The 25,473-nt window shown below is 68.0% G+C and carries 19 protein-coding genes and 1 riboswitch; of the genes, 10 read left to right on the forward strand and 9 right to left on the reverse strand.

The window, feature by feature from the left end:
- Positions 1–26: 26 nt before the first annotated feature.
- From KNN16_RS14380 to KNN16_RS14390, 3 genes are read right to left on the reverse strand one after another with little or no spacing between them, the layout of a single operon-like run.
- Complete coding sequence (locus KNN16_RS14380; protein WP_303897774.1) at positions 27–2,282, reverse strand: hypothetical protein; 2,256 nt, start codon at positions 2,280–2,282, stop codon at positions 27–29.
- 13 nt (positions 2,283–2,295) lie between these two features.
- Complete coding sequence (locus KNN16_RS14385) at positions 2,296–2,664, reverse strand: YfhO family protein (protein WP_303897775.1); 369 nt, start codon at positions 2,662–2,664, stop codon at positions 2,296–2,298.
- Between the two features lie 59 nt (positions 2,665–2,723).
- Positions 2,724–4,766 (reverse strand): putative cobaltochelatase, encoded by a 2,043-nt coding sequence (locus KNN16_RS14390; protein WP_299283429.1) that lies wholly within the window; start codon positions 4,764–4,766, stop codon positions 2,724–2,726.
- 297 nt (positions 4,767–5,063) lie between these two features.
- Between KNN16_RS14390 and KNN16_RS14395 the strand changes: the two genes are divergently transcribed.
- The 3 genes from KNN16_RS14395 to KNN16_RS14405 all read left to right on the forward strand — a co-directional run bounded on the left by KNN16_RS14395 (position 5,064) and on the right by KNN16_RS14405 (position 10,212).
- Positions 5,064–6,500, forward strand: coding sequence for a glycogen synthase (locus KNN16_RS14395; protein WP_303897776.1), 1,437 nt, complete (start codon positions 5,064–5,066; stop codon positions 6,498–6,500).
- Positions 6,501–6,626: 126 nt separating this feature from the next.
- Positions 6,627–7,889 carry a glucose-1-phosphate adenylyltransferase gene (locus KNN16_RS14400; RefSeq protein WP_299283433.1) on the forward strand — a complete coding sequence of 421 codons (1,263 nt, stop codon included), beginning with the start codon at positions 6,627–6,629 and terminating at the stop codon, positions 7,887–7,889.
- A gap of 175 nt (positions 7,890–8,064) precedes the next feature.
- Entirely contained in the window at positions 8,065–10,212 is a 2,148-nt protein-coding gene (locus KNN16_RS14405) for an alpha-amylase/4-alpha-glucanotransferase domain-containing protein (protein ID WP_303897777.1), read from the forward strand.
- A 6-nt stretch (positions 10,213–10,218) separates the two neighbouring features.
- Here the strand turns inward: KNN16_RS14405 and KNN16_RS14410 are convergent, their stop codons facing one another.
- Genes KNN16_RS14410 through KNN16_RS14425 form a run of 4 tightly spaced genes read right to left on the reverse strand, consistent with a single transcriptional unit; the run spans position 10,219 to position 15,417 of the window.
- On the reverse strand, positions 10,219–11,580 hold the full coding sequence (locus tag KNN16_RS14410; protein ID WP_303897778.1) for a glycosyltransferase family 39 protein: 1,362 nt from the start codon (positions 11,578–11,580) through the stop codon (positions 10,219–10,221).
- Positions 11,544–12,668 (reverse strand): glycosyltransferase family 4 protein, encoded by a 1,125-nt coding sequence (locus tag KNN16_RS14415; protein ID WP_303897780.1) that lies wholly within the window; start codon positions 12,666–12,668, stop codon positions 11,544–11,546. The genes KNN16_RS14410 and KNN16_RS14415 overlap by 37 nt, the downstream gene beginning before the upstream one ends.
- Positions 12,637–13,884 carry a glycosyltransferase family 87 protein gene (locus tag KNN16_RS14420; RefSeq protein WP_322794720.1) on the reverse strand — a complete coding sequence of 416 codons (1,248 nt, stop codon included), beginning with the start codon at positions 13,882–13,884 and terminating at the stop codon, positions 12,637–12,639. The genes KNN16_RS14415 and KNN16_RS14420 overlap by 32 nt, the downstream gene beginning before the upstream one ends.
- A gap of 48 nt (positions 13,885–13,932) precedes the next feature.
- Entirely contained in the window at positions 13,933–15,417 is a 1,485-nt protein-coding gene (locus tag KNN16_RS14425) for an oligosaccharide flippase family protein (RefSeq protein WP_303897782.1), read from the reverse strand.
- Positions 15,418–15,637: 220 nt separating this feature from the next.
- On the opposite strand from KNN16_RS14425, the gene KNN16_RS14430 reads away from it, so the two are divergent.
- The 3 genes from KNN16_RS14430 to phnE all read left to right on the forward strand — a co-directional run bounded on the left by KNN16_RS14430 (position 15,638) and on the right by phnE (position 18,423).
- Complete coding sequence (locus KNN16_RS14430) at positions 15,638–16,624, forward strand: phosphate/phosphite/phosphonate ABC transporter substrate-binding protein (protein ID WP_303897784.1); 987 nt, start codon at positions 15,638–15,640, stop codon at positions 16,622–16,624.
- A gap of 149 nt (positions 16,625–16,773) precedes the next feature.
- The gene (locus KNN16_RS14435; protein ID WP_303900625.1) at positions 16,774–17,553 is read left to right on the forward strand and encodes a phosphonate ABC transporter ATP-binding protein; all 780 of its coding nucleotides are present in this window, start codon (positions 16,774–16,776) and stop codon (positions 17,551–17,553) included.
- Positions 17,554–17,607: 54 nt separating this feature from the next.
- Positions 17,608–18,423 carry a phosphonate ABC transporter, permease protein PhnE gene (gene phnE / locus KNN16_RS14440; RefSeq protein WP_299283703.1) on the forward strand — a complete coding sequence of 272 codons (816 nt, stop codon included), beginning with the start codon at positions 17,608–17,610 and terminating at the stop codon, positions 18,421–18,423.
- A gap of 10 nt (positions 18,424–18,433) precedes the next feature.
- Here the strand turns inward: phnE and KNN16_RS14445 are convergent, their stop codons facing one another.
- Positions 18,434–19,066: a TenA family protein gene (locus KNN16_RS14445; RefSeq protein WP_303897785.1), complete on the reverse strand. Its 633-nt coding sequence runs from the start codon at positions 19,064–19,066 to the stop codon at positions 18,434–18,436.
- 108 nt (positions 19,067–19,174) lie between these two features.
- Positions 19,175–20,497 (reverse strand): putative hydroxymethylpyrimidine transporter CytX, encoded by a 1,323-nt coding sequence (gene cytX / locus KNN16_RS14450; protein ID WP_303897786.1) that lies wholly within the window; start codon positions 20,495–20,497, stop codon positions 19,175–19,177.
- Between the two features lie 80 nt (positions 20,498–20,577).
- Positions 20,578–20,708: riboswitch (TPP riboswitch) on the reverse strand.
- Between the two features lie 373 nt (positions 20,709–21,081).
- Between cytX and KNN16_RS14455 the strand changes: the two genes are divergently transcribed.
- The 4 genes from KNN16_RS14455 to KNN16_RS14470 all read left to right on the forward strand — a co-directional run bounded on the left by KNN16_RS14455 (position 21,082) and on the right by KNN16_RS14470 (position 25,467).
- The gene (locus tag KNN16_RS14455) at positions 21,082–22,083 is read left to right on the forward strand and encodes a LacI family DNA-binding transcriptional regulator (RefSeq protein WP_303897787.1); all 1,002 of its coding nucleotides are present in this window, start codon (positions 21,082–21,084) and stop codon (positions 22,081–22,083) included.
- Positions 22,084–22,186: 103 nt separating this feature from the next.
- Entirely contained in the window at positions 22,187–23,644 is a 1,458-nt protein-coding gene (locus KNN16_RS14460; protein WP_303897788.1) for an extracellular solute-binding protein, read from the forward strand.
- Between the two features lie 90 nt (positions 23,645–23,734).
- Positions 23,735–24,643 carry a carbohydrate ABC transporter permease gene (locus tag KNN16_RS14465; RefSeq protein ID WP_303897789.1) on the forward strand — a complete coding sequence of 303 codons (909 nt, stop codon included), beginning with the start codon at positions 23,735–23,737 and terminating at the stop codon, positions 24,641–24,643.
- Positions 24,640–25,467 (forward strand): carbohydrate ABC transporter permease, encoded by an 828-nt coding sequence (locus KNN16_RS14470; RefSeq protein ID WP_299283713.1) that lies wholly within the window; start codon positions 24,640–24,642, stop codon positions 25,465–25,467. The genes KNN16_RS14465 and KNN16_RS14470 overlap by 4 nt, the downstream gene beginning before the upstream one ends.
- Positions 25,468–25,473: the final 6 nt, after the last annotated feature.

Raw genomic sequence — 25,473 nt, forward strand, 5'->3', positions numbered from 1 at the left:
TCCCTCCATAGGATGAGCCTTTGTAATTATGGCATTCGATTCCAGAGGATCCAGCTGTAGTTCCAGCGCCAGCGCTGGCGGGACAGGGTGAAGGCGGGGATCTGGGCCTCGCCGCCGGGGCACCGCACGATCAGCCGGCGCGTGCGAAGATCCGGCGGGATCTCTCCCTCCCAGACTCCGGCAACGGTCTCACCCGCAGCATACCGGATGTCAACGGCTGAGGGCGTCTGCCACGCCAGTTGCTGAACGCCTCTGTCGGTCTCCACGATCACCTCCGGCAGCCCCGTCCCCGCGGCTTCCACCTGCCAGGCCGCCTGAACCCAGAGGCGATCCGGCCGGCCTGGCTCCGGGAAGATATCCGGTCCCTCTTGCCGATAGGACGTCCGGCGCATCCCCGCAAAGCGCTTCAGGATCAGATCCCCGCACCGCTGTCCGTCCTGGCTGTCGAGCCAGGTCGGGCGGGGGACGAGGGACACAGTTCCCAGCCGGACCACGTCCTCGCCGGTCTGGGTGCGCAGGCGGGGCCATCCGTTAGACCCCGTCGGATAGGCTCCGGCGGTCACCGGATAAACCCCTGCCGGCAGCCAGGTGGGGACCTGGAGGGCACGCCAGAAGGTGACGGAAGCTCCCGGCTGCATCGCCGGGGTAGGGATGGGCGGCTCTGCGTCGCTGCCGGTGATCCACCGGCCGGCGGGATCCAGCAGGTGGACAAACAGGGTGTAGGGCTGCGAGATAGGGGCGGTGGCGTGTAGCTGCAGGCCTACCCGCAGGATCCCCGGCGGGCCCTGGAGATCCAGGGCCGCCGCCTCGAGGACCAGCCCGCCCTCGAAGGAGACGGAGAGAGGCTGCCACGAAGGGGCCTCCGGCGGAGGGACGTAGCGCACGAGGGCGGCGTCCGCCGGCGCGGGCCATTCTTTCTCCACTGTTCGGATCCAGCCGGCCAAGGCCCGCTCGAGGACCTCCCAGTTCCCACGATAGGCCGGGACGCCGAGGAGCCAGACGACCGGACGGTCACGGAGGGCCTCCCGCCAGCGGGCTTCCTCGTTGAGATCGAAGAGACGCCAGGGGCCGTCGGGCGCGTGCATCAGCAAGGCTTGGTAGTGCCAGGGGGCCTGGACCACCACGACCTCCCCCGGAGCGACCCGTTCGAGGAGCGCCGTCACGACCTCCGCATACCAGGGATTGTTTTCGGGCAGAGCGGTGTAGGCGAGGATGGTCCGGGAGAGGCCGATCAGCCCGAGCAGCCCGGCGCATCCGACGGCGAGGGCCCGGACCCGGCGAGGGGAGCGGGCCAGGATCAGGGCGAGGGCCAGAAGGAGCGGGGGCAGGGCCATCGCTGCGTAGCGCGCGGCGAAGAAGTTGTAGCGCCAGCCGACCAGAAGGAAGCCGGCCAGCGAGAGGCTTCCCGTCAGGAGCGGGAAACCCAAAGCGGGGAGCCCGCGGCGGATTGCGAAGATCAGCGCCCAAGCCAGGATGAGGAGCATTGCGCTGCCGGCCGCGATGGCGAAGCGGATGTCCGCTGCCCATCCGCTCCAAAGGGTGAGCCAGAGGTTTTCCATCATCTCCAGCGGGCTGGGATGGATGCCGGGGTTCCCTTGATGGCGGATCACGATGGCGAGGGCAGGGGCCAGGGCGAAGTAAGCCCATAGCGCGCCGGCCAGCCCGGGCAAGATCACACCGGGCCAGGCCGCCTGCCCGCGTCGACCCGCTCCGGGCCGTCGCAGGAGCCAGATGAAAGCGGCGGCGATCAGGAAGACCCCGTAGTAGAACGTGAAAAGCAGGGCGAGGCCTGCCAGCCCCCACGCCAGCCCGCGGGCAAGGGTTGGACGGCGGTCGGCTTTCGCGGCAAGCCAGAGGGTCAGGGCGCTCAGCATCAGCGTGAGGGGGTAAGCGCGCAGGAACATCATCAGGCCGGCCAGGAAGGGGTTGAAAGCCAGGAGGGCCAGGAGCAACATCCCGGCTCGTTTCCCCCCGAGCGAACAGGCCAGCCGGAACATCACCGGATAGAAGGGGAAGGCGAGGAGGAGACCGGTGAGGTAAAGCATGGGAACGGAGCGGAGGGAGGGGAGCTGCTGGATCCCCCAGAGGAGAACGGGGTAAAGGGGAGGCTGGCCGTCCAGGCGTAGCCCGGTGGCGATGAGGCCGGGGAAGTCATGGGTGCGAATGGCCCAGAGGACGTAGGCCTCATCGTTGTGGGCCGGGACAGGCCGCCAGAGGGCCAGGTCCAGGGCCCAGGCGACGAGGAGGAGGACGTGGATCATCCCGATGGGGGTGTGCCGCATCCGAAGGAACTCCTCAGGGCTGCGTTGGAGGGGTGGCGCGACGCCTCATCCTCCAGAGGGTGAGCGGCCACAGGAAGAATACGGTGAGGCCGCTGATCCATGCTCCGATGTAGAACGAGGTCGGCCGGAACCGAAAGGCTATCTCGCTCTCCCCCGCGGGCAGATACACGGCCATCAGCACGCCGTCCGCGCGCCGCAACGGGGCAGGGCGGCCGTTGACCGTCACCGTCCATCCGGGATACCACGGATCGCGGGTGATGAGTAACCCCGGGCGGCTCAGGCGCGCCCGATAGCGGACCTCGGTGGCGGTCCGGTGGAGGAGCTGGACCTCGTCCGGCTCCCCCGTGTCCGGGGCGCTCAGCGGCTCGGCGGGGCCCAGCACCACCGCCTCCTCCGCCGGGGAACCGTGTGCACCACCCGGGTGCATAACAATATGTTGTTCTACCCCAGCGCCGACCGGACCGTGGAGTAGAGGGATTCGGCTTTCAGCTCGTGGAGGGTGTAGCAGGGGGCGCCCAGGTGATCGGCCAGGGCCTGGGCGAGGCCCTGATCGAAGGCCGCGTGCTCCATGTTGATGACCACACACGGGATCCCCCGCTCCCGGAAGAGATCGGCAATGCGATGAGCCTCCTCCTGCGGCGGCAGCTCGCTCATGGAGACGTTCCCCGCCCCATCGGTCAGCAAGATCATCAGCGGACGCACCTCCGGGCGCAGGAGCATCTCCCGGCAGAGCACCTCATACGCCAGAAGCAGGCCCGCCGACAGCGGCGTCTTGCCTCCCACCGGGATGTCCTCCAGCGCCTTCTTGGCTAGGTCCACGCTGGAGGTGGGCGGCAGCACCAGACGGGCCCGATCCTTCTGGAAAACGATCAGCCCCACCCGATCCCGCCGTTGATAGGCATCCGTCAACAGGGAGAGGATCGCCCCCTTGGTCGCCTCCATCCGCTCCGCCACCGCCATGCTCCACGAGGCGTCCACCACGAACAGGATCAGATTGGCCGCCCGGCGGACCCGCACCTTGCGATGGTAGTCCTCCGGATGAATGGCCAGGGCGGTCCGAGAGCGATCCCGCTCGATCTGATGGGGAGCGGCTGCCCGGAGGGTCGCATCGAAGGCCAGATCATCCGCTTGGCCCGGGGAGGGGCGCGCCCAGATGTAACGGCCCCGCTTGCGGGCGGAGCGGGTGACGCTGCGACGCCCCCCGACCCGTCGCTCCCGCCGATCCTTCGGGGTGTCCAGGCGCTTCACCCGAAACGTCTCCCCAATGGGGACCGGCTTCCCTCCCTCCCACCACACGCCTTCCTGGCGGGTGACGGTCTGGCGTTGCAACGGCGCGGATTCCTCCCCAACGGGCCGGCTCCGATCACGGAGCTCCCCGTCGGTGCGTTGGGCTTTTTTTGGGGTCCCTCCCTCCGGGGAGGAGGCGGGCTGAGAGGGGGCGTTGCCTTCAACCTGACGCCGGACCTGCTCCATGCGCTCGGCCAGCTGCTCCAGGGTGAGGTGCCCATCCTCGTCGAAGGGCCGGCGCTTGAGACGATGGGGCAACGCCAGCTCGGCCGCCAGCAGGATGTCCTCCTCGGTGATCTGATCCCGGCCCTTGAAGGCGGCATGGGCCCGCGCCGTCTTGAGGATCACCAGGTCCGCCCGATGGCCGTCCACCCCCAGGCTGGAGACCAGCCCGGCGATCAGCAACAGATCCCGCGGGGTGTGCACCACATGGGGGAGCCGCTCCCGGGCGGCGGCGATCTCCTCCGAAAGCTGCCGCTCGTAAGGCTCCCACTCCGCCCGGAACCCCTCGGGGTCCTGCTCGAAGGCCAGGTTGCGCCGCAGGATCTCCGCCCGCTGGGCGGGATCCCGCACCCCTTCCACGTTCACGCAGAGGGCGAAGCGGTCCAGCAGCTGCGGCCGCAGATCTCCCTCCTCGGGATTCATGGTGCCCACGAGGATGAAGCGGGCCGGGTGCTGGAAGGAGATGCCCTCCCGCTCCACGACGTTCACCCCCATCGCCGCCGCGTCCAGCAAGACGTCCACGATGTGATCGTCCAGCAGGTTCACCTCATCGACATACAGCAGGCCCCGGTTGGCCATGGCCAACACCCCGGGCTCAAAGCGGCGCTCCCCCTTCTGGATCGCCCGCTCGATGTCCAGAGTGCCCACCACGCGATCCTCCGTGGCGCTCACCGGCAGATCCACGAAGCGGGTTTTGCGCCGGGCCACCGGGAGGGTCTCGCCGCGCTCCACCCGCTCCCGGCAGAGGGTGCACCAGGTGGCGGGCTGGTGCGGGTCACAGGAGAAAGGGCAGTCCGCAACCACGTCGATCTCAGGCAGGAGAGCGGCCAGGGCGCGGGCGGCGGTAGACTTGGCGGTGCCCCGCTCCCCCCGGATCAGCACCCCGCCGATCTGGGGATAGATCGCACAGAGCACCAGGGCCCGCTTCATCCGTTCCTGGTCGACGATCGCCGTAAACGGGAAGACCACTCGCATCGGGAACCCCCTTCGATCCGGATCCGATGGGCGGCGGCGGTGGCGAGGGCGGGGCCTTGACGGTTGCCTTTTATTTTATTTCAAGCGCGGAATCCGTCCAAATCGATCAGCTCCAGACGTTTCATGCCCGAAGGAGGGGGAGCAGGGTTTCCCGGCTCGCCGGGCAGGGGGCCGCGTTCGGCCCCACCGGGGCCGAGGGGAGCGGAAGCCCGCGGATCCGCTTATGGCTTGTGGCATAATCAAAGCGGCAGAACCCTCCTTCGCGGGCCTCTCCCGCCCGCGCGCCGGGAGGCCGACATGCGCATCCTTTACGTGATCGCGGAGGCGGCTCCCTTCATCAAAGTCGGCGGACTGGCTGATGTCGGATATGGACTCCCCCGGGCGTTGCGGGCGATGGGCCACGACGTCCGGGTGGTCCTCCCCCGCTACCGGGCCATCCCGGGATCCGCTTACGACCTTCGCCCCCTGCGGCCTCCCCTCCCGGTCCCCCTGGGTCTCGCTGGGGAGATCCGGGTGGTCGAGGTTGAGGTGAGCGAGGCCACGGGAGTCCCCACCTATTTCCTCTGGGAGGAAGGGTATTTCGGCCGGGACCAGGTGTATGGATACCCGGATGACCCCCAGCGGTTCATCTTCTTCTGCCGGGCGGCCCTGGCCCTGCTGCGCCACCTCGACTGGCAGCCGGAGATCCTCCACGGCAACGACTGGCACACCGGCTTCCTGTTCCTCTGGCTGGCCACCGTCGGCCGGCGGGACCGCTTCTATCGTCCCATCGCCACGGTCTTCACCATCCACAACATGGCGTATCAGGGGATCACCGGGGACGCCCTGCTGGCCTTCGGGGGGATCTCCGAACATGTGGATCGACTGGAGGTGGAGCCCCCCGGCCACATCAACTGGCTGGCTCGGGGCATCGCCCATGCCGACGCGGTCAACACGGTGAGCCCCCGCTACGCCCGGGAGATCCTCACCCCGGAGTTCGGCTTCGGCCTGGAGCCCTTGCTCCGGCGACGGGCCGATCGCCTGGTCGGCATCCTGAACGGCCTGGACCCGGAGGCCTGGGATCCAAGCACGGATCCGGCCCTGGCGGCCCGGTTCGACGCGGAGGCCCTGGAGCGGCGGGTGGAGAACAAGCGGGCCGTCCAGCATGCCTTCGGTTTGCCCGTGCGAGAGGAGATCCCGCTCTTCGCTTTCATCGGGCGCCTGATCGAACAGAAGGGCCTCCCCTTGCTCCTGGAGGCCGCCGAAGCCCTGTTCGCCCGCGGGATCCAGGTGGCGGTCCTGGGGACCGGGATGCCGGAATACGAGGAGGCCCTGGCGGCGTGGCCCGCTCGCTTCCCCGGACAGGCCGGGGTGCGGCTGGCCCACGACGAGCGCCTGGCCCGGCTGCTCTACGGGGGCGCGGATGTGTTCCTGATGCCCTCGAAATTCGAGCCCTGCGGCCTGGGCCAGATGATCGCCATGCGCTACGGTGCCCTCCCCCTGGTCCACGCAGTGGGCGGCCTGGCCGACACCGTCCAGGACATCGACGGAGAAGCCGGCACGGGCTTCGTGTTCTCGCCGTTCTCCGTGGAGGCCTTCCTCACCGCGGTGGACCGCGCCCTGGCCCTTTACGCGGATCGCCCGGCATGGCAGGCAGCCCAGCGGCGAGCCATGAGCCGGGATTTCTCCTGGTCCGCCTCCGCCCGGGCCTACGAGGACCTTTACCGGCGGGCTCTCGCGTGGCATAATCCCTAATGCCGAAGAGGTTGATGGGCGGGAGAGAGCAGGTCGCTCCGGGCTGCAAACGAGGCGGTTGCCTCGCGTTGCGAGCGGGGAGATCGCGACGGACTCCGGTCAGGATTCGGATCAAGGGGATGGGGGATGCGCACGGTGGCGATGATCCTGGCGGGGGGCAAGGGCACCCGCCTGAGCATTCTCACCCAGAAGCGGGCCAAGCCCGCGGTTCCGTTCGCCGGGAAATACCGCATCATCGATTTCGCCCTCTCGAACTGCGTGAACTCCGGCATCTACCTGGTAGGCGTCTGCACTCAGTTCCGACCCCGCTCCCTCCACGAGCACATCGGCAGCGGCGCCCCGTGGGATCTCAACGGGCTCCACCGCGGGGTCTGGATCCTCACCCCCTATCTGGGGCGGGCGGACTCCGACTGGTATCAGGGGACGGCGGACGCGATCTATCAGAACCTGGATTTCATTGAGCACCATCGCCCCACTCACGTGCTGATCCTGGCCGGCGATCACGTTTACAAGATGAACTACAACCCCATGCTCCGCCTCCACACGGAGAAGAACGCCGATCTCACCATCGCCGCCCTCCCCGTGCCCCTGGAGGAGGCCTCCCGCTTCGGCATCCTGGAGACCGATGAGGAGGGACGGGTGATCCGTTTCGAGGAGAAGCCCATCCGTCCCCGGAGCACCCTGGCCTCCATGGGCATCTACGTCTTCCGGCCGGAGGTGCTGCGCGAGGTGCTCACGGAGGACGCCCGCAACCCGGAGAGCACCCACGACTTCGGCAAGGACATCATCCCCCGTATGATCGAGGCCTACCGGGTTTACGCTTATCGGTTCAGCGGCTACTGGGTGGACGTGGGGACGGTGCAGGCCTACTGGGAAGCCCACATGGACCTGCTGGCTGACAACCCGCCCCTGGACCTCCACGACCGGGAGTGGGTGATCCACACCCGCAGCGAGGAGCGGCCGCCGGTCAACATCCGCACCGGCGCCCACGTCGCCCACAGCCTGATCTCCGACGGCTGCATCATCGAGGGCACGGTGGAATACAGCGTCCTCTCCCCGGGCGTGCGGGTCAAACGCGGCGCCGTGGTCCGCTACTCGGTGATCATGACCGACACGGTCATCGAGCCCGGGGCGGTGGTAGACCGCTGCATCGTGGACAAGAATGTGGTGGTGGGCGCCGAGGCCCACCTGGGCTACGGGATGGATTACAGCCCCAACCGCCTGGGGGACCTCTCCTCCGGGCTGACCCTGGTGGGCAAGAACGCGATCATCCCCCCGAACGCCCGCATCGGCCGCAACTGCATCATCGCCGGCGACGTCACCCCCGAGGACTTCCCCGACCTCCACCTCCCCAGCGGGACCACCGTCGGGGTCATCGCCCCCCTGTGAAACCTCCCCACCCCCTTTGACAAACATCCCCGTCGGATTTAATCTACTGCGCTTAGTAAAGCGCTTTATCCATCTCATTCCGATCGGGATTTGGGCTTTCCGGGTCGAGGCGGCATAGGCGGCCTGCATCGCGCCTCTGAGCGGCGAGCCTGTCCCGGTGGTGGAGGGATGCGGGATGGGGACCATCTATCTTGCGCTGGCGTTTCACAACCACCAGCCGGTGGGGAACTTCGACTGGGTCTTCGAGGAGGCCTATCGCCGGGCGTATGAGCCCATGATCGCCGCCCTGGAGCGCCACCCGGGGGTTCGGGTGGCCCTGCATTACACCGGGCCGCTGCGGGACTGGCTGCAGGAGCACCGGCCGGAGCTCCTTCTCCGGATCCGGCGCCTGGTGGCCCGGGGGCAGGTGGAGATCATGGCCGGGGCCTATTACGAGCCGATCCTGGCGGTGATCCCCGATGAGGATAAAGAGGGGCAGATCCGCAAGCACATCGAGTCCGTGCGGGCCGATTTCGGGGCGGAGCCCACCGGGTTCTGGCTGGCGGAGCGGGTGTGGGAGCCCCACCTCCCTCGCGCTCTGGCCCAGGCCGGCATCGCCTACACGATTGTGGATGACACCCACTTCAAATGGGTGGGGCTGAGCGATGACGACCTGTTCGGATATTACATCACAGAGGAGCTGGGCTTTCCCCTCAAGATCTTCGGCACCTCCAAACACCTGCGCTACACCATCCCCTGGGCGCCGGTCCGGGAGGTCATCGCCTGGCTGCGGGAGCAAGCGGAGCGGCCCCTGCCCCCCGGCGCCCCCCCTCGCGTCGCCGTGATGGGCGACGACGGGGAGAAGTTCGGGCTCTGGCCGGGGACCGATGTCCATTGCTGGGATCGGGGATGGATCGAAGAGTTCTTCACCGCCCTGGAGGAGAACGCCGACTGGCTGATCCCCATCCCGCCGGGCGAATACGCCGCCCGCTTCCCTCCCCTGAGCCGGGTCTATCTGCCCACCGCCTCTTACGATGAGATGACCGAATGGGCCCTGCCCCCCGAGGCCTCCGCCGCCCTCACCGCCCTTAAGCATCAGCTGCAGGCGGAGGGGCGCGACGATCTGCTGCGCTTCATCCGGGGCGGGTTCTGGCGGGTCTTCCTGGCCAAATACCCCGAAGTCAACCAGATGCACAAGAAGATGCTCTGGGTCAGCCGGAAGGCCCACCGCATCCCGGATCCGGAGCGGCGGGCTGAGGCCCTCGATCATGTCTGGGCGGGTCAGTGCAACTGCCCCTACTGGCACGGGGTGTTCGGAGGGATCTACCTGTTCCACATCCGGGAGGCCAACTATCAGCATCTGATCACCGCCGAAGCCATCGCCGATGAGGTCCGTTATGGACCGGGCCCCTGGGCGTATGTGGAGCAGGTGGATTTCGACGCCGACACCCGGGAGGAGGTGGTGATCGGCACGCCTCACCAGTGGTTGCTGATCAGCCCCCATCTGGGCGGGCAGCTGCTGGAATGGGACCGGCGGGACGCTGCCCTGAACCTGCTCAACGGGATGACCCGCCATCGGGAAGGCTACCATACGGTGCTCCGGGAGGCCGCGGCCCGGGGGGAGGTCATCCGGACCGGCGAGGAGGGCCGTCTGGAAAGCATCCACACCCATCGGGTTCGGGTGAAGGAATACGGCCTGGAGGAGCGCCTGATCGTGGACTGGTATCGGCGGACCGGGCTGATCGATCATGTGATGGCCCCCGAGGCCTCCCTGACGGACTTCTACCGCGCGCAGCATGCGGAGTGGGGGGACTTCGTGAACCAGCCTTACGAGCGGATCGCTCTGGAGGCGGAGCCCATCCCCCGCGTTGTTCTGCGCCGGGACGGCCACGTGTGGGAGCCGGGCGGACCGAAGCCGTTGCGCCTGGAGAAGACCCTGGAGGTTCTTCCCGACCGGCCCCTCCTCCGCGTCACCTATCGGGCGACGCCCCTGGGCCTTTCCGCCATCCGCGCCCGCTTCGGCGTGGAGATCAACTGGGGGATGTCCGGCGGGGACAGTGACAAAGCCTACACGGTGTGGCCGGATGGGGAGCTGCGGCCCTTCGCGACCCTCGAGGAGCTCCCCCCATCGGAGGAGCTGGCCATCGTCCATGAATGGTGGGGGCGGATCCTGATCCGCCTGGATCGGCCGGCCCGCTGGTGGCAGTTCCCCGTGGAGGCCGTCTCCAACTCTGAGGCGGGCTTCGAGCGGGTCTATGAGGGAACCAGCCTGACCGCCCTCTGGGATCTGGAGCTCTCGCCGGGGGAGAGCTGGGAGGTCACGATGGAGTTCGAGCTGGCGTAGGCCGCCTCAGCGCATGCGCCGCAGGAGCTCCAGGGGGAGGAGGAACTTCTCGATCACCAGCTGGCGGAAGGTCAGAGGGGCGGACATCGGGATGAAGCCGAGGCGATACTGCACCATGAACAATCCGTTCCAGAGGACGAGGAGCAGCCCGACCGCCAGCGCCGGGCGAAGCCAGCCTCGGTCTCGCAGGGCCTCGAGCAAGGCCGAGAGCCCGAACACGAAGGCGGGCATCGCGCTCAGGAACATCCGCCCCCCGAAGGCGTCCCCCTGGGCCCAGTCGCGCCAGGCCCCGATCAGGTAGACCTGAGCGAGGAAGCCGGCGGCCAGCGCGAGGGCCAGGGGGCGATCCCGCCGTGCGGCCCACGCCAGCCCCAGCACGGCGAAGGCGTAGATGGGATGCCAGGTGAAGAGGCCGTGCCAGCTGGAGAACAAGACCTCCAGCATGCGCGGCGCGGTCCAGCGGAACAGCGGCCCCGTCGCCCCGTAAAGATAGCTGCTCCGCCGCAGATCTCCATACATCCACTCCCAGGCCAGGGCCTGGGGAAGGAAGACCAGGATGGCGGCCCCGGCGAAGGCGAGGGCGCGCGCCGGGAGCCCGCGCAGCGCCTCCCGGAGCGGCCGCCCGAGGAGCCGGTCCACGAAAGGGCCGATCAGGAAGACCGCGTCCGCCGGGCGCACCAGGAGCATCAGCCCTCCCGCCGCCCCCAGCCCGAGCCAGTCTCCCCCTCGATCCCGCGCCCGGGCGATCAGCCAGCAGCGGAAAAAGAGCGCGGCGGCGAACATGGCCGTCATGTGCGCCATGGACGGCTCGGCGACCATGTAGTAGACCGCGTTGCCGGCAAACCACAGGAGAACCACTGCAGCCCATGCCGCGGAGGGAGCGAACCAGCGGGCGGCGAGGCGATACAGCATCCAGAGGGCCATAAAGCCATACAGCATGCTGCCGAGCAACGTCACCCCCTCATAGAGCGGGCCGTAGCCATCCGCGGGCAGCGACGTCCCTCCGGCGCGCAGCGCCTGCGTCAGGCCGTGGGCGATGAGAAAGAAGGGGCTCCAGAGGAGGGCAGGGCCCATCGGATACGGGTTGGGGACCATCCCGGTGGGGCTGACCCGGGAGCGGGCTGGGTGATCGGGGGGCAGCGACCGCTCATACTGGTTCCGGAAGTCCAGATCGCCATCCAGAAGGAGCGAGGGGAGGTGAGCGTAATAGAAAGCCCCATCGGAGCCGATGAGATGGCCGTCGGCCCGGGGCAGCGGGATGGAGGCGATGAAGGTCAGCACGCACAGGGCGAAGAGGAGCAGGAGGCCCTGCTCCCGCCGGCGCTCCGCTTTCAGGGCATCGCTTCGGGAGAGGCCAGCGCCAGCCATAGCGCCTCCGCGGCGGCGACGTGTTGGCGCGCGTCGTAATGGGCCAGGGCGTAGATCCGCCCCTGGCGACCCAGGCGCTGCCGCAGTGCCCCGTCTTCCAGCAAGGAAAGGATCGCTTCGGCCAGGGCCTCCGGATCCCCCTCCGGGACCAGCCGACCGGCCACCCCATCGGGGACATACTCCGGGATCGCCCCGCTGCGGGTGGCGATGACCGGCACCCCGCAGGCCATCGCCTGCAGGTTGACCATCCCCACCTGCTCCGCCCACTTGCGGGTGGTCCGGGAGGGGCTGATCACGAGGTCGGCCGCCCGGAAATAAGGAGGGAGCTCCCGATGTCGCACCGGGCCCAGCATGCGCACCGCGCCGGCCCACGGCGGGCGCCGGCTGAACGCCTCCATCTCCGCCCGCAGGGGGCCGCCGCCGATCAGCACCAGGCAGGCCTGGGGGAAGCGGGCGCGAACCCGGGGGAAGGCCTGCATCAGGTCCCGCACCCCTTTCTCCTCCACCAGCCGCCCCACAAAGAGGAGGACCGGCCCGGGGCCGAAATCGGGCTCCCGACCGTCGCGCTCCGGGGTGAACCGCTCGGGATCCACGCCCCATGTCCCATACATCCGTCGCTCGGTTTTCCCTTCGAAAGGACCGATCCATCGCACGTTGGCGCGGGCGCCTTCGTTGAGCACCACGATGCGACGGGCCCATCGGAAGACCGGGCGCAGCAGCGGACGCAGGAGGCGGGCGCCCTGGCCGTATTTGATCGGGAGGGGACGGTTCTCCAGGGTCACCAGGAGGAGGGGGCGTCCGAGGATCCGGGAGACGGCGAAGACCGTATACAGGATGGGCATCAGGCGCAGCGCGAAGGGGTCCACCCCTTGCAGGAGGTCCGGGTGGGCCCGGGCCAGCGCCCGAAGCAGGTCCGCCGGACCCCGGTAGCGGCGCAAGGAGGGATCCGCCAGCGCCTCCGGATCCAGGTCCCCATAGGAGGCGCGGCGGTAGAAGTGAAGGAGCTCCACCCGGGTCACCCACCGCAGCGGCTCGATCAGATCCCCTCGGATCTCCTCACTCACCATCGCCAGACGCGGGCGTCCCATTTGCGATCGCGTGCTCCCTCATCCTGCGGGAAGAACGCCAAATATGAAGCGCAAGAGCGGCCCAGATTAGCATCAAACCAGTCACGGCGAAGATGCCGGAGCGTTCTATCTCTTTCAAGATCTCCCAGCCCACGCGGTGGACCAGGAACCCCAGGATCCACTGGAGATCGACCAGCAACACTCCCAGGATGGCGCTCCAGGTGGAAGACGGACTCAGAGCCCCATGCATCTTTTCCTTGATGAGAACCCAGAGCGGAATGAGGGACCATACAAGGTGGTGATACCAGGAGAAGGGGGTGATCAGATTGCCCGCGGCCACGAACAGCCCGGCGGACCATTCCCACGGTTGACCGGAAGGCCATGTCAGGAGGAGCGTCAGGAGGCCGATGAGGAGGGAGAGAAACCGCTGAAGCGATGGGGTGGGCTCGGAGAGCAAAGGCGCGAAAAACGTCCGCCAGAGCTCGTTCTCCGGGGGGATCTTCAGGGCCAGCCGGATCATATCCGGCAGGCCGTGATATAGAAAGCTTCGAGCCCCTGAGGGTCCGAGGGCGATCATTAAGATGATCCCGATTAGCATGCCGTAGACAAAGACCATCGCGGCGGTTCGGAACATCCGACGCCAGAGGGCCCACAGCCATAACCAGATGGGCCATGGCTTGATCCAGATCGCCAGGGCCAGCGCCAGGGGACTCCACGAGCGGTTCCACAGGAACATCACCATCAGGAGGAGGATCAACCCGTTGACCTGGCCGTAGTTCATCGTCACGTTCACCGGCATGAAAACGAGGAGAGAAAGCAACATCGGCCACGCCGGGAGCTCGGTGCGCCGGGCGAACGCCCACGCCGCTCCCACAAAGGTTCCAATCGTCGCAGCACCCCATATCAGAGCCGCCCAAGGATAAGGAAGAACCGCAATCGGGATCATGAGCAGAGCAAGAAGAGGCGAATAAATATACACCGCAAGATGCGAACCCAATCCCAAATCTTTCCCGGCTAAATACCAATCATGAGAGGAAATCCGGTAAACATCCATCCCTCTTAAGATAATTCGTGATGCCAGATAATAGGTAGCAAAGTCCATCATGCGATCGCGGCGTCCGTGTTCGATCTCCCAGTTCAGCCAGAGCCATCGACCCATCAGGATCAGAGCGACCAGGATTGTGGCGATGAGATCTGTGCTGGGCTTCTCCCGAAACCAGGATAAGACCTTGTTCATCGGGAGGATCCTCCTCCGTGGCGTCCCGAGCTCTGCCTGGGTCTCGAATTATAGACTGTGGCGATTCATCAGGTGTGAGCGAAGGGAAGAAACCACGGGCCGCCAAGTCCGGCCCTCCAGGAGGAGCAACGTCAGGAGGTAGAGGGTTCCGAAGGCCGCCGCTTTGGCGGCCATGCGCGCCAGGGGAGCGGAAGGGATCCCGCTGCCTTCGAGAGCGAGGGCCGGCGTGCTGGCGATCAAGAGCGCGCCCACGGCTCCACCCATCAAGGGCCATATGGAGAAGTCCACGGTCTCCCGGAGGGGGCGGTAGAGCATGAGGGCGCTCAGCGCCATCATGCCGTCGGCGGCGAGGGCCACGCCGTCGATCCCCCCGGCCCACGCCCCGACCACCACGCCCGGCAGGAAGAAAGCCAGGCGGGCGAGGGCCACGCGACCCATCGCCGCCGGATGCCCCGTGGCCACCAGCAGCCCGCCGGCCAGGGCCACCCACCCCTCCAGCATGGCATACACCAGCATCAGGCGGAAGGTCCGCACCATCGGCAGCCAGCGGGGGTTCAACAGCTGCAGCAGCTCGGGCAACGCGATGGCCATCACCCCGCTGAGCAGCAGGCTGGCCCGCAGCAGCACATATGCGCCGCGGTAAAAGGCCTGGGAGAGCCGACGGCGATCACCCTGGAGGCGCGCGAAGGCCGGGGTGAGCACCAGGACCAGGGGGCCGGCCACCACCCGCCTCGGATACTGGGCGAACTCAAAGGCCCGGGCATACAGCCCCAGCGCCTCCTGCCCTAACACGGTGCCCACCCAGAAGTCATCGAAGCGCTCCAGCAGGAACTGGATGTTCCCGGAGAGCCAGAGGGGCCGACCGAACCGCACAAACCAACGGGCGATCTCCGGATCCCAGCCCCGGTGCGGGCGCCACATCCGGAGGGGCCCCCAGGTGAGCAGCGCCCGCACCCCGATGCCGCTGGCCTGTTCGGCCACCAGCGCCCAGACGCCCCAACCCCGCCAGGCCAGATAAGGGGCCACCACGGTCATCGTTGCCGCGGCCGCCACATCCACCAGCGCCCGCCGGTCGAACCGCATATCCCGGCTCATCATCGTCTCCTGGACGAAGGAAAGGCCCTGCAGCAGCACCACCAGGCTCAGCCCGCGCAGGACCGCGGGCAGCTCCGGCATCCGGGGGTAGAGGGCGCCCAGGATCGGGGCGGCGAGGAAGAGGGCCAGCGCCGCCGTCGCCACCGTGCCCATCCGGAGCCATCCATAGGTCGCCAGCGTGGGCCGATCCCGCGCCTGCCGGTGCAACACCCCCTGGTCCAGCCCCCAGTCCACCAGCTGAAGGGCCGCGGCGGCGTAGACACCCGCCATCCCGATCACCCCGAAGGCCTCCGGCCCCAGGAAGCGCAGGAGCAACAGGATCCGGAGGAACCCCAGGGCCATGGTGACCAGGGAGGCGGCCACGCTGTAGGCCGAGCCCCGCACCACCTGGCGAGCGATCCCGCCGGGATCCCGCGAAACTTCCACCGATGGGCCCATTCGTCCCTCAACCGGCTCCCGGAATACCCGCGCATCGACCTCCCCGCATCATAACCCCACACCCCCCGTCCAGGAAACCCGACCCCCATCCGGAGGTTAACCCAGGTTATTTTGCTCGAAAATAATCCTGAAAATTCCTTGATGAACCTTTTTCTATTGACAGCGGGATGGGAAGCTGGGTAAAGTTTCGCCGGTCATCCTGTTCCGCGGGGTAAAGAACATGCGGACGGCGCTTCGATGGGTATGGCTGATCGGCCTGTTCCTGATGGCCTGCGCACCGCGGCCGGCGGCCCGAACGCGGCTGGTGGTGGCGGTGCAGCCGACCTTCGCCGTCTCTGAAGTGCTTGAGAAGGCTCGTCCGCTGGAGCAGTATCTGGAGCAGCGGCTGGGCCCGGATGTGGATGTGGAGATCTATGTCCCGCTGAGCCAGGCCGGGGTGGTGGAGGCCCTGCGGTTCGGCCAGGCCCACGTGGCCTTCATGGGGCCCTTCGCGGGCCTGCTCGCTGTCGAGCGCGCCGGCGCCCAGGTGGTCCTGGCGGAGGTGCGGGAGGTGTTCCACGGCGCTCAGAAGACCGAGGCCACGTATTATTACTCCTACTGGGTGGTCCCCAAGGACAGCCCCTATCAATCCTTAGCGGAGCTCAAGGGGAAGCGGGCGTGCTTCCCCAGCCCGATCTCCACCTCCGGCTACATCGGGCCCATGGCCCGGCTGGTCGAGCGGGGCCTCCTCCCCGAACCGGCGGAGGGACAGGAGGTGGACCCCAAGGCTTTCTTCGGCCAGGTGCTGTTCGCCGGGGGCTACGGCCAGTGCTGGGAGGCCTTGAAGGCCGGCCAGGTGGATGTCACGGTGATCGCCGGCGATGTGCCCGAGAAACTGTATCATGAAGTCCTTGACCACACGCGGATCCTGGAGGAACAGGGGCCGCTCCCCTCCCACGTGGTGGTGGTGAGCCCGGCCCTCTCCGAGCCGTTGCGGACCCGCGTGGTGGAGGCCCTGATGGGGTTGGGCGCGCCGGAACACCGCAGCCTCATGCGCCAGTTCATTTCCGGCATCTTCGTAGGCTTCCAGAAGACCGACGCCCGGACCCATCTGGGGACGTTGCGGGGGTATCTGCAGCGCACGCATATCGCCTTCTCGGAGCGCGTGGAGGTCGGCCGAGGCGGCGGAGGTGAGGAAGAGGAAGAAGAGAAGACGCCTCGACCCTGATCCTGAGGGCGGGCGGGCCCCGCGGGGATCCCACCCCGACGCGCGGGGCCCGCCCGCTGTGGCTGGATCCTGAAAGCGAGGGAGCGCCGATGACCTCACCCTTTTTATCCGTGCATGAGGAGATTTCCTCGGCCCCAGAGGCCGCGGTGATGGTAGAGGACCTCTGGTTCGCCTATCGTCCGGGGGCCTGGATCCTGAAGGGGGTGTCCCTGCGGGTGCCCCCGGGAGGGTTCTGGGCCATCATGGGCCCCTCGGGGGCGGGGAAGACCACCTTGATGCGGATCCTGGCCGGCCTGCTTCCGATCCCGCGCGGTCGGGTCTTCCTGCTGGGCCACCCGTTGCATGAAGGCCTGCCCCCGGCGATGCGGCGGATGGTGGGTTACATCCCTCAGCAGCTCGGCCTGGTGCGGGGCCTGACAGCCCTGGAGAACGTGCTGATGGGGGCCCTGGCCCGCCACGACGGATGGAGGACGGCCCTGGGCTTCTTCCCCCGGGCTGAGATCGAGCGGGCGTATGCCCTCCTGGCCGCCCTGGGGCTGGCGGAAAAGGCCGGCGAGAAAGTGATCCGCCTCAGCGGCGGCGAGCGCCAGCGGGTGGCCATCGCCCGCACCCTGATGCAGGACCCCCAGGTGATCCTGGCGGACGAGTTCGTCTCCGACCTGGATCTGCCGCGGGCGGCCCAGGTGCTGGCGCGGGTGCGGGAGCTGGCCCGGGAGCGCGGCCTCACCGTGATCCTGAACCTCCATGAGATCCAGCTGGTCCAGGAGTTCGCCGATCACGTGGCGGTGCTCAAAGAGGGCCGCATCGTCCACGAGAGCGCCGCCGCGGCCCTCTCCTGGCCGGCCCTTCGGGAGCTCATCGAAGCCCCTCCGGAGCCATCCCCGGTTCCCGCTGCCCCTCCCCTCATCGCCGTCGATCCGCGGGCGTGAGCCCGCGCCCTATGGGAACAGCTCTTTTGGACGAATAGAGGAGGTCGTGAACCGATGGGGATGAAGGCGGAGCGGATGGAGCGACGGATGACGGTGGGCTGGGCGCTGGGCCCGTGGCGGGAGTTCGGGCTCGGCCTGGGGATGCTGGCGGTGCTGGCCGCGCTGCTTTACCGCATGGGCTTCTTTGAGGCCGGCCGTCTGCTCCAGGGCGGCCTGAACCTGGCGCGCTTCGCGCGGGAGATGTTCCCGCCGGACCTGGGGATCCTGCCGACGATCGGCGGCGCCCTGCTCGAGACCCTGGAGATGGCCCTGGCGGGGACGTTGCTGGGGTTTCTGTTTTCGTTCCCGCTGGGGGCTTTGGGCTCCCGCACCCTTTTCCCAGCCGCGGTGGTGGCCGCGGCTCGTCTGCTGATGGCCGCCATCCGCACGGTGCCCTCGTTGCTGTGGGCGGTGCTGATGGTCATCGTGGTCGGCCTGGGCCCCCTGGCCGGGACCCTGGCGCTGGCCTTCTACACGGTGGGGTATCTGGCCAAGCTCTACGCCGAGCTCTTCGAAGGGATCGACCCGGAGATCCTGGAGGCGATGCGGGGCGTGGGGGCGAAGCGCCGGCATCTGATCCGCTACGTGCTGTGGCCGGAGAGCGCCAACGCCGTCCTCAGCCAGCTGCTCTTCATGCTGGAATACAACATCCGCGCCTCCACGGTGCTGGGCCTGGTGGGGGCAGGGGGCATCGGGTTCTACATGCAGATCTACCTCAGCACCATGGCCTACGCCCGCCTGACCACCGTGCTGCTCACCGTGCTTCTCCTGGTCCTGGCCATGGACGGCCTCAGCGCCTGGATCCGGCGACGGTATTTGCTGAACCCGTAGCCCGCAGGCCTCACCCGGAGCGAGCGGCCGTCGGGTAGGCGGCCTCGAAGAAGGCCAGCTCGAAGCGCAGCGCGGCCCGGTAGAGGGCGCGCTGCGCTTCCTCTTCGCCGGGCAGCCGATCCAGCAGCGCCTCCAGGCGGCGCGCCAGCCCTTCGAACTCCGCGCTGGAATACGTCTCCACCCACTCCCGGTAGGGGCTGTTCGGGTTCGTCCGCGGCCGGAGGAAGGCTCCCAGATGGGCGTAGAGGCGCATGCACGGGGTCATCGCCGCCGCCAGATGCCCCACCGGCTCCAGGGCCGCCACCCGCAGCAGGAAATCCGTGTAGGCTTGGGTGGCTGGCGCGGGCTCCGGGCGGAGGTTCGCCCCCCAGCGCGCGGCGTAGCGTTCGTGCAGCCGCAGCTCCTCAAAGACGCCCTGGAGCAGCTCGCGGAAGGCGTCCATCGTCTCCCGATCCGGGGCCTTGGCCAGGCCCAGGGCGTAAGCCCGGGCGAAGGCCTCCAGGAAGAAGGCGTCCTGCTCCACGTAGAAGACGAAACGCTCCCGCGGCAGCTCCCCCGAGGCGATCCCCTGCACGAAGGGATGCGCCTCGCAGCGCCGAACCAGATCCTGATGGGCTTCCCACAACGCGCGGGCCCGTGTCATCGAGTTCTCCCCTTCTTCCTTCGCGCAAGCATAAGGAAGATCTGAAAGGGGGAGAAAACGGCTGGCCGTGCCGCAATCGAGGCCGTTCCCTCCCCCGGGTTCGATTTCTCACGCGCGCTCCGGCCGGACGCGGCCGATCCCGCGGAGCGCCCCCGCGATCCCCAGGTAAGCCAGGAAGGAGACCCCGAAGGCGGGGAAGGTAGCGCCCACGGAAGGGGCGAGACGGGCGAGGGCCTGATAGGTGACCACGCCCAGCGCCCAGGCGATCACACCCTCCCATCGGAAGGCCAGGGGCTGATACAGGTCGGCCTCCGTGTAGGACCGGCGGAGGACGAAGTAGTCCGCCGCCAGGACCCCGAAGAGGGGCACGAAGAAGGTGCCGATGAGGAGCAGGAAGTTCTCATACTGGGCCAGGGGCACCGTGAGGGCCAGGATCAGGCAGATCGCGCCGATGAGGACCGCGAAGAGGGCCTGCCGGGCCCGGGGCCAGATGTTCTGCAGGGAGACCGCCGCCGAATAGATGTCCGCGAAGGCGTTGTCCGTCTCGTCCACCAGGATGATGGGCAGCACGATCCAGCCGATGGCCAGGGCCCCGATGGCCTGGACCAGGTCGCTGGACCGGGCGCTCAGGAGGAGCAAGGCGCCGAGGCCGTAGAACCAGACGTTGGCGATGAAATACCCGATGTAGGTGCCCCAGAAGGCGGGGCCGGCCCGCCGGGCGAAGCGGTTGTAATCCGCCACCAGGGGCATCCAGGAGATGGGCATCGCCGCCACCAGGTCCACGGCGAGCCAGAAGGGCATCTCCCCGGTCCCGGGCTGCCGCCACAGCGCCGCGAGATCCCCGCGGGTCAGCAGGTGGACGGTGAGCCAGAGGGTGGTCAGCAACACCAGCCAGACGGCGAACTTCTCCAGCCACTGGCGCACCACCACCAGCGGTCCCCCGACGGCCATCAGGGTGCACCAGAGGGCGAAGGCGATGGCCCAGAAGGGGTAGCTGGAGAAGCCGAGGAAGCGGGCGCTGATGAAGTTGGCGGCCTGGGCCATGATGAGGATCTCGAAGGCTCCCCAGCCGATCAGCTGCAGCACGTTGAGGGCGGTGGGGAGATAGGAGCCGAGGCGTCCCAGGGCGGGGCGGAGCAGCACCATCGTGGGGGCGCCGGTGCGGCTGCCGATGTAGCCCGTCGCCGCCAGCAGCAGGTTCCCCAGCAGGGTCCCGACGACGATGGCCAGCAGCGCCTGGGGCAGCCCCAGCCCGGGCACCAGCAGCGCGCCGGCGGCCATCACCAGCAACCCCACGCCGAGGTCTCCCCACAGCACGGCGTAGTCGAGGAAGCCCAGCCGGCGCGCCTCTGCCGGCACCGGCTCGATGCCCCACTCGGGGGGTGCCTGGATGCGGGGGAGGAGCTCCGTCCACGGCTTGCGCAGCAGCATGGCAGGCCTCCTGAGAAGGATGGAGATGGGAGAAGCGGCGTGGGGGGATGCAAAACGCCCGCCGACGGACGGGCGGGCAGGGGGCCGTGCAGCGACAGTCCCTCCGCCGGTATGACCCGGATCAGGTTCGATGGGTCGGCGCCGGGGCCGGATGACCTCCGGCAAGGCGCCCTCTCAGCCCGCTTGCCCGCGGACTCCCCACGTCGCTTCTGCGCTCATGATAGCGCGCCGCGCGCGGCTGTCAAACTGCGTGGAGAGAGGCGGATGGGGAGGGGATGAGGGCTTTCCAGATCTGCTCGGGGAAGAGGATGAAGGTGTCGACAGCGTGGGCCTCGGGGGCAGGGGGTTCAGTGGGTAGAGGGTGGAGTCTCCGGCGGTGCCCCTTTGGAGGGGTAGGAACGACCTGTCGCATCCTCCCGAATTGGGCACACATATCCGGAAGCCCTTGATCCGGGATCGACCCCAGCGCCCAGATTGGCCCCCATCCGGAGAACCGAAAAGCCCCGGAGTGAGAATTCGCCCCTTGACAGGCGAACACGATCTCTTTATAATCGGGCTGAATTTCGCACACGTGTGCACCCGCCATGCGCGTGACCATCAAGGACATCGCCCGGGCGGCGGGGGTGAGCCACACCACGGTCTCCCGGGCCCTGCGGGGCAGCGAGGAGATCCGCCCGGAGACCCGGGCGCGGATCCAGGCCATCGCCGAGGCCATGGGCTACCGGCCGAACCCCGTGGCCCGGGCTCTCCAGGGCCGCCGCACCCAGACCCTCGGCGTGGTGGTCACCCGCCTCAGCGACCCCTTCCATACGGAGGTGGTCCAGGGCATCGAGATGGTCGCCCAGGCCCGCGGCTACGGGATCCTCCTCAGCCTCTCCCACGAAGACCCGGAGAAGGAGCGCGCCATCGTGGAGCTCCTGGCGGCCAAGCAGGTGGACGGCATCATCGTGGCCGCCTCCCGGCTGGGCAGCCGCTATCTCCCCATGCTGGAGGCCCTGCGGATCCCCATCGTGCTGATCAACAGCCACCAGACCGGTCCCTACGTCTACTCGGTGGCCACCGACAACGTCCACGGCGGCTACCTGGCCGCGGCTTACCTGATCCGCCTGGGCCACCGGGCCATCGCCTACATCGGCAGCCGCCGGGGCGGCCGTAGCAACCAGGATCGTTACCGCGGCTACCGGCAGGCGCTGCGGGAGGCCGGGCTATCCGTCCGCCCGGAATGGGTGGTGAAAGGGGACGGGCGGGTGGAGGGCGGGGAGGCGGCCATGCGCCGGCTGCTGGAGGCCGATCCCCGCCCTACGGCGGTGTTCTGCTACAACGACCTCACGGCCATTGGCGCCCTGAAGGCGGCGCTGCGGGCCGGCTTGCGGGTGCCCGGGGACCTCTCCATCATCGGCTTTGATGGGCTGGAGGAAGGCACATACGTGACCCCGATGCTGACCACCGTGGCCCAGCCCCGCCGGCAGCTGGGACGGCTGGCGGCGGAGATGCTCCTGGAGATCCTGGAGGGCCGTCCCTCCCCGAAGCGCATCCTGCTCCAGGGGACGCTGATCGAGCGCGAATCCTGCGGGCCGCCGCTTTAAAGTTTTTTCACATCCCTTTCGTCGAGCTTGGGAATCCCTTTCGCATCCCGTTGATCCCTCCCCGGTATGCTGGGGAGCAGATCTTCTCAAGAAGGAGGCAGCCATGAAGCGCACAATCGGTTCCGCCCTATCGTGGATGGCGGTGTTCGTCCTCCTGATCGCGGCGTGCGCGCCGGCGGCCACGCCGACGCCCACCCCGACCGCCGCCCCGCCTACGCCGGCCCCCAGCCCCACCCCTGCGCCCTCTCCCACTCCAGCCCCGGTGGAGATCTCCATCACCTGCCGCTGCGTCAAGGGCGGGGTGAACGCCAACACGGTGAAGTGGCTCACCGAGACTGTCATCCCCGCCTTCGAGCAGCAGATGGCCGCCAAAGGGACCCCCGTCAAGGTGCGGCTGGTGGAGTTCGGGGGCAGCGATGAGGAGCTCAAGGCCCAATACGCCCTGGATCTCAAGGCCGGCAAGGGTCACGACGTGATGGCCTTCGATGGCTTCTGGACGGCGGAGTTCGTCGCCGGCGGGCTGATCAAGCCGCTGGACGAGATCGCCGGCCCCGAGGTCAACCAGTGGGAGGGCTGGGCCCATATCCCGGACCGGGTGCAGGCGCTGCTGATGTATCAGGGCAAGCGCTACGGCATCCCCACCGGCACCGACGTCCGGGTGATCTGGTATCGCAAGGACCTCTTCCAGAAGGCCGGCCTGCCGGCGAACTGGCAGCCCACCTCCTGGGAGGACATCTTCGCCGCCGCCCGGCAGATCAAGAAGGCCCTCCCCGATGTGATCCCCATGCAGGTTAACGCCGGGACCGCCATGGGCGAGGCGACCACGATGCAGGGCTTCTACCCGGTGCTGCTGTCGGCGGGCTCCTTCATCTACGATTGGGACAAAAACAAGTGGATCGTGCGCAGCCCGGCGATGCTGGACGCTTTGAACTTCTACAAGCGGGTCTACCTCGATGAGAAGCTGGGCGATGCCCGCCTCCAGCTCATCAAGGAGGGCCGCAACCAGTCCTTCGCCCTGTTCCGCGACGGCAAGATCGCCATGCTGTGGGAGGGGGATTACTTCTGGCGCTCGGTGGTCAACCCGGCCGTTAAGTCCGAGTGGGCCATCCCCAACCGGGATGAGGTGGTGGGCTGGGCCAAGATCCCGGCCAAGGAGCCGGGCAAGGGCTACCGGGGCCAGGACTTCGTGACCATCTCCGGCGGCACCGGCTTCATCCTCAACCCCAACACCAAGCACCCGAAGGAGGCCTGGGCTTTCCTCTCGTTCATGTTCAGCAAGGAGATGCTGATGGAGTTCCAGAAGATCGAGCCGCGGATCCGTGCTCGGGACGACGTGCCGGTGACGGGGGATCCGGTGATGACGGAGCTGGCCAAGCTGCTGCCGCTGACCACGGTCCGCCCCATGCTTCCCGCCTATCCCAAGGTCTCCCAGGCGGCCCAGCTGGCCACCGAGCGGGTGGTCTCGGGCGAGATGACGCCGGAGCGGGCCATGGAGGCCTACGCGAAGGAGGTGACGGACCTGGTCGGGCCGGACAACGTGTTGGATCTCATGCCGCGCTGAGCCCGACGGAGCCAGTGAGGCCATTCGCAGGGCCCGGGGCGTCGTCCGGCGCCCCGGGCCTTCACTGGAGGATCGCGCGAGGAGGAGCCGGTGGTCCAGCGTCGCCCCATCCTGTCCCTTCCCATCGGGTTGCTGTTCCTGCTGCCCGCCCTCTTCTTCGTGGCTGTCTTCCTGGTCTTTCCCTCCCTCTGGGTGCTCTGGATCAGCCTGACCAACCAGACCCTGACCGGGGAGACGGCCCTGCGGCCTCAGTTCGTGGGCCTGGCCAACTTCCGGTATCTCTTCGACCCTGAGAACTGGGCGGTGCGGGGCTACTTCGGGAACGCCCTGCGCAACAGCGTCCTCTTCGTCATCGGCTCAGGCCTGATCGGCCAGGCAGGGGTGGGGTTGGCCATCGCCTGGGCCTTCCACCGACGCCGGGGCCTGCTGCGGGAGGTCCTCTACACCCTGGTCATCCTGGCCTGGATCATCCCGGACGTGGTGGTGGCCTTCATGTGGGTGGCTTACCTGGACCGGGATCAGGGGACCCTGAACGCCCTCCTCTCGGCCCTGGGCCTGGGGCGGGTGGACTGGCTGATCGAACGGCCGCTGCTTTCGGTCATCATCTTTAACACCTGGCGGGGAACCGCTTTCTCGATGTTGCTGTTCTCCTCGGCCTTAGCGATGCTGCCTCCCTCGTATCTGGAGGCGGCGGCGGTGGCCGGGGCCCGCCCGTATCAGGCCTTCCGGGACATCATCCTTCCCTCCATCCGCAGCCACATCGTCACGGACCTGATCCTGATCACCCTGTGGACCTTCAACACCTTCACGCCGTATCTGATCACCGGGGGCGGCCCTACCTTCCGCTCGGAGGTGGTCTCGATCTACACCTTCCGGGTCGCCTTCCAGCATTTCGAGTTCGGCCGCGGGGCGGCGGTGGCCGTGGTGATGATGCTGATCAACCTGACTCTGGCCCTGGCCTATCTCTCCACCCTGCGTCGGGAGGCCCGCGCCCGATGACGGTGATCCGCCATGTTCTCTCCCGTATCCTCTTCTCCGGCTTCGCCGCCCTGGTGGGCGCTTTCTTCGCCCTGCCCATGCTGTGGCTGACCCTGGCTCCTTTCAACGCCCGGGGGACCCTGGCGGTGGAGATCCCCCGGCCCTTCACCCTGGCCAACTTCCAGGCCGTTTTCGCCAACGCCTTCGCCGTGCGGGCCCTGGGCAACAGCCTCATCTTGGCGGGGGGGACCATGCTGGTGGTGACCCTGACGGCCACCCTGGCCGCCTACGCCCTCTCCCGGGCGGAGGTGCCTTACTACGATCTCCTCACCTACGGCCTGATCCTCTTCTCCTCGGTGGTGACCGGCACGGCGGCCATGGTCCCCATCTTCCTCCTGGCCAACGCCCTGGGGCTGGTGGACACTTACGTTGGGGTGATCATGGCCTTCACCGGGGGGCTGCTGCCCACGGCCATCTTCATCCTGCGGGATTTCGTGGAGGGCCTCCCCCGGTCCTACGAGGAGTCGGCCATGGTCTGCGGGGCGAGCCCCTGGCGGATGGTATGGGACGTGGTGATGCCGCTGCTGCGGCCGGGGATGATGGTGGTGGGGATCTGGGCCTTCGTGCAGGTCTGGGGGGCCTTCCTTATCCCCTTCGTGCTGCTGCGCAGCCCGGCGCGCATGCCCGCCGCCATCGCCATCTACTCTTTCTACACGGAGGCGGGCACCCCCATCCTCACCCTCACCTCGGCCTACGCGCTGCTCTACGCCCTCCCGGTGCTGGCTCTCTATCTCTTCGTCAACGCCCGTTATGGGTTCCGGTTCTTCGGGGGGATCAAGCGCTGAGATCCG

The organism is Thermoflexus hugenholtzii (genome assembly GCF_018771565.1).
GTDB lineage: Bacteria > Chloroflexota > Anaerolineae > Thermoflexales > Thermoflexaceae > Thermoflexus > Thermoflexus hugenholtzii_A.